Origin of the sequence: Serratia sp. (in: enterobacteria) (genome assembly GCF_046715635.1) — a bacterium.
Classification (GTDB): domain Bacteria; phylum Pseudomonadota; class Gammaproteobacteria; order Enterobacterales; family Enterobacteriaceae; genus Chania.
Window position 1 is genome coordinate 1 of the sequence record NZ_JBKJYW010000091.1, and the last position, 4,496, is coordinate 4,496.

Below are 4,496 nucleotides of genomic sequence, written 5' to 3' on the forward strand. Positions count from 1 at the left end.
CTGGCAGCGCTTCACGTTGCAGCGGCAGGGTGGTGATGAAATCAATCCCCCCGGCGCAGCCCATGTAGATTTCGCCTTCCTCTTCGGAGTCGGTGTTGATCAGGATGTCGGCTTGTAACCAGTTTGGCTGCAGGCCAAAGGCACCGTCCATCCCGGCTTCTTCCGTCATGGTCAGCAGCACTTCCAGCGGACCATGCTCTACGCTGTCATCGGCCAGCACCGCCAGCGCAGACGCCATACCGATGCCGTTATCGGCACCCAGCGTGGTACCGCGTGCCTTGATCCATTCGCCGTCGATATAAGGCTGGATCGGGTCTTTGGTGAAATCGTGAACCGTATCGTTGTTCTTCTGCGGCACCATGTCCAGGTGCGCTTGCAGCGCCACCGGCTTGCGGTTTTCCATGCCTTTGGTGGCTGGCTTGCGCAGCAGAATATTGCCGACCTGGTCGCGCTCGGCATGCAGGTTCTTTTCTTTAGCCCAGTCGAGGATGTGCTGCGCTAGCGCTTCTTCATGGTAAGAAGGGTGCGGGATTGAGCAGATCTTGGCAAAAATATCCCACAGCGGCTGTGGCGAAAGTTGAGACAATTCAGACACTATAAGTCTCCTGTGACAGCATTTTCAGCAAGGAGTGAATGCTGTGCGGTTAGGGTGAGTAGCTATCTGTGCTTCAGGCACGTGAGCCTGAGAATATCATTTTATTCGCGGCTGCGCGCCCCCCGTATGACGCAGTTTATCGGCTTGGGTTCCCCGGTTTACGGGCGGTTGCGCAGATAAGCCTCGCGACTGGCCACCAAGACATTCACAGGAAAAACGCATCAATCCCTCGGTTCAACTGGTATTCGTGGCGCGCAGTCTCTATAATCTCGCGCAACCTTTTTTCCCCCTGAACTACTGAGTAAGCCACATCATTGCTGGCTGGGACACCATTCTATGAGCGAAAAATACGTTGTTACCTGGGATATGCTGCAAATGCAAGCGCGCAAACTGGCTCACCGCCTGCTGCCTGCCGATCAATGGAAAGGCATCATTGCCGTAAGCCGTGGCGGCCTGGTGCCTGCTTCGCTGCTGGCACGTGAGCTGAGCATCCGTTATGTGGATACCGTCTGCATCTCCAGCTATGACCATGACAACCAGCGCGAAATGAAGGTGCTCAAGCGCGCCGAAGGTGATGGTGAAGGCTTTATCGTCGTTGACGATTTAGTGGATACTGGCGGCACCGCTAAAGCGATCCGCGACATGTACCCGAAAGCCCATTTTGTCACCATCTTCGCCAAGCCAGCAGGCCGCCCGCTGGTTGACGATTACGTGGTTGATATCCCGCAGGACACCTGGATCGAGCAGCCTTGGGATATGGCAGTGACCTTCGTGCCACCGATCGGCGGCCGTTAATCCGCTCCTGCTTCAAACGCCCGGCAATACCGGGCGTTGTTGTTTATGCAGCGGTTTCGTCAAATTCGGTAAATTCCCCGCCTTCTACCCCCAGAGTTAGGTACAATAGCCCCCAGATATCGGCTATTCAAGCCTTGATGTAAGTCTCTGGAGGCTGTTGTTACCATGGCACAGGCCAACCTTTCCGAAGTACTGTTCAAACCCTCATTTAAGCATGTCGAAACCTCGACGTTAGTCACCCGTGCCCATCATGCGGTAGGTGCTGATATGCACTCCGCCTTGGAGGGGGATACCGACGGCAACTGGTATCGTATGCTCAATCATCTGCTGTGGACCTGGCGCGGCACCGATCCGCTGGAGATCAGCGAAGTGTTGGCACGCATTGCGGCCTCTAACGCAGAGCATAGCGACGATCACCTGCTGGATACCGTAGTCGGTTACCGTAACGGCAACTGGATCTACGAGTGGGTGCGCCAGGGGATGCTGTGGCAGCAACGGGCATTGGAGCAAAAAGATCCGCTGGTCGGCGGGCAGTATTGGCTGAATGCCGCCAATCTATACAGCATTGCCGGTTATCCGCATTTAAAAGGGGATGAGCTGGCGGAGCAGGCAGAGGTGCTCTCCAATCGTGCCTATGAAGAGGCCGCGCTGCTGCTGCCGTATCAGCTAAAAGAGCTGGAGTTCGCCATTGAGGGCGGCAGTTCGATCACCGGCTTCCTGCATATGCCAGATAACGGCCAGGCACCGTACCCAACGGTACTGATGTGCGGCAGCCTGGATACCTTGCAGACCGATTATCACCGCCTGTTCCGTGATTATCTTGCGCCGCACGGCATTGCGATGCTGACCATTGATATGCCGTCCATCGGTTCATCCTATAAGTGGAAGCTGACGCAAGATTCCAGCTTCCTGCATCAGCAGGTGTTGGCTCAACTGCCTTCCGTGCCTTGGGTTGACCATACGCGTGTCAGCGCCTTCGGCTTCCGCTTTGGTGCCAACGTGGCGGTGCGCCTGGCCTATCTGGAGTCGCAGCGTTTGCGCGGCGTAGCCTGCGTTGGGCCGGTGGTGCATAGCCTGCTGTGTGAGTTGAAATGCCAGGACCACGTGCCGGATATGTATATGGACGTGCTGGCCAGCCGCATGGGCATGGCCAACGCTTCCGACAACGTGCTGAAAACCGAGCTGAACCGCTATTCCCTGAAAACCCAGGGATTGCTGGGCCGCCGTTGCCCGACGCCGATGCTGGCCGCCTATTGGGATGACGATCCGCTCAGCCCAAAAGAAGAGTCACAGCTGATCGCGTCTTCTTCACTGAGCGGCAAACTGATCGCCATCCCGCGCACGCCGGTTTATCAGAGTTTCCATCAGTCCTTACTGAAAATTTGTGATTGGCTAAGAGATAAAATGCGCTAACTAGTTGCTAATTTTTAACAGTTTGTTAAAAAGGGGGGACTACATTGTGGAGGTTGAGAAATGACGCTACCAAGTGGCCACCCTAAAAGCCGACTAATGAAACGCTTTGCCAGCCTAGGCCCTTACCTGCGCGAAGGGCAATGTGAGAACGACCGCTTTTTCTTTGACTGCCTGGCGGTTTGCGTCAACGTCAAGCCCGCGCCGGAAAAACGTGAGTTCTGGGGTTGGTGGATCGAACTGCAGGCCGATAATTCCCGTTTCACCTATAGCTACCACTTTGGTCTGTTTGACAAAGAAGGGCATTGGAACGAGGAAAAGATTAAAGATGCTGAAGTGAAAGAGAAGCTGGAAACCACGCTGCGCGTCTTCCATCGTCGGCTGGGTGAAATGCTGACCACGATGGAACTGAAGCTGGAACCCGCTGATGATTTCAACGAGCAACCGATAAAACTCTCTGCCTAGATCATTTCCCCCGCATATTTACGCCGAAATCGCGTTGTGCCTGTTGGCATAACGCGTCTCTCCTGTTACAACGTCCTTTGCATTCCTTTTAACTCCAACGGCAGAACTATTATGAACGGCAGCCAGACATTGGTTGTGAAATTGGGCACCAGCGTGTTGACCGGCGGTTCGCTGCGTCTGAACCGTGCCCATATTGTCGAACTGGTGCGCCAATGCGCCCAGCAACATGCAGCGGGCCACCGCATCGTTATTGTGACCTCTGGGGCGATTGCTGCCGGGCGTGAACACCTGGGCTACCCGGAATTGCCCGCTACCATCGCTTCCAAGCAGTTGCTGGCGGCGGTGGGGCAGAGCCGGCTGATCCAGCTGTGGGAACAGCTGTTCTCGATTTATGGCATTCATATCGGGCAGATGCTGCTGACGCGTGCCGATCTGGAAGACCGCGAGCGCTTCCTCAACGCGCGTGACACCATGACCGCGCTGCTGGATAACCGCATTGTCCCGGTGATTAATGAGAATGACGCGGTTGCCACCGCAGAAATCAAAGTTGGCGACAACGATAACCTGTCGGCGCTGGCCGCTATTCTGGCCGGGGCCGATAAGCTGCTGCTGCTGACCGATCAGCAGGGCTTATATACTGCCGATCCGCGGAATAACCCGGAAGCCGAGCTGATCCGTGAAGTACACGGCGTTGACGATGCGCTGCGAGCCATTGCGGGCGACAGCGTTTCCGGTTTGGGTACCGGTGGTATGGGCACCAAGCTACAGGCGGCCGACGTGGCCTGCCGTGCGGGCATTGATGTGATTATCGCCGCCGGTAGCAAGCCGGGCGTGGTGGCCGATGTGATTGAAGGCAACCCGGTGGGCACCCGCTTCCATGCGCTGGAAACCCCGTTGGAGAACCGTAAACGCTGGATCTTTGGTGCTCCGCCTGCGGGCGAGATCACCGTTGACGATGGGGCGGTAGAAGCGATGATGGCCCGTGGCAGTTCACTGCTGCCGAAGGGGATCCGCGATGTTAAAGGTGATTTCTCACGGGGTGAGGTGATCCGCATCCGCAATCTGGCGGGGCGCGATCTGGCTCATGGCGTCAGCCGTTATAATAGCGATGCCATGCGCATGATCGCCGGGCACCACTCGCAGCAAATCAGCGAGATCCTGGGCTATGAATATGGCCCGGTGGCCGTGCATCGCGACGATATGATCGTAAGTTAAGGAGTGAACATGCTCG

The 4,496-nt window shown here is 56.2% G+C and carries 5 protein-coding genes; 4 read left to right on the forward strand and 1 reads right to left on the reverse strand.

The features are described from left to right. A partial coding sequence (locus ACLQ7H_RS04380) for a M20/M25/M40 family metallo-hydrolase (RefSeq protein ID WP_411751612.1) occupies nt 1-595 on the reverse strand: 595 nt, incomplete at its 3' end. A 336-nt stretch (nt 596-931) separates the two neighbouring features. Between ACLQ7H_RS04380 and gpt the strand changes: the two genes are divergently transcribed. From gpt to proB, 4 genes are all read left to right on the forward strand, one after another. Continuing rightward, nucleotides 932-1,390 carry a xanthine phosphoribosyltransferase gene (gene gpt, locus ACLQ7H_RS04385; protein ID WP_021805588.1) on the forward strand — a complete coding sequence of 153 codons (459 nt, stop codon included), beginning with the start codon at nt 932-934 and terminating at the stop codon, nt 1,388-1,390. A 165-nt stretch (nt 1,391-1,555) separates the two neighbouring features. Then, on the forward strand, nt 1,556-2,803 hold the full coding sequence (frsA, locus tag ACLQ7H_RS04390) for an esterase FrsA (RefSeq protein WP_411751613.1): 1,248 nt from the start codon (nt 1,556-1,558) through the stop codon (nt 2,801-2,803). Between the two features lie 60 nt (nt 2,804-2,863). Further along, nucleotides 2,864-3,265 (forward strand): sigma factor-binding protein Crl, encoded by a 402-nt coding sequence (gene crl / locus ACLQ7H_RS04395; protein WP_411751614.1) that lies wholly within the window; start codon nt 2,864-2,866, stop codon nt 3,263-3,265. Between the two features lie 111 nt (nt 3,266-3,376). Then, nucleotides 3,377-4,480 carry a glutamate 5-kinase gene (gene proB, locus ACLQ7H_RS04400; RefSeq protein WP_024483654.1) on the forward strand — a complete coding sequence of 368 codons (1,104 nt, stop codon included), beginning with the start codon at nt 3,377-3,379 and terminating at the stop codon, nt 4,478-4,480. Nucleotides 4,481-4,496 lie beyond the last annotated feature (16 nt).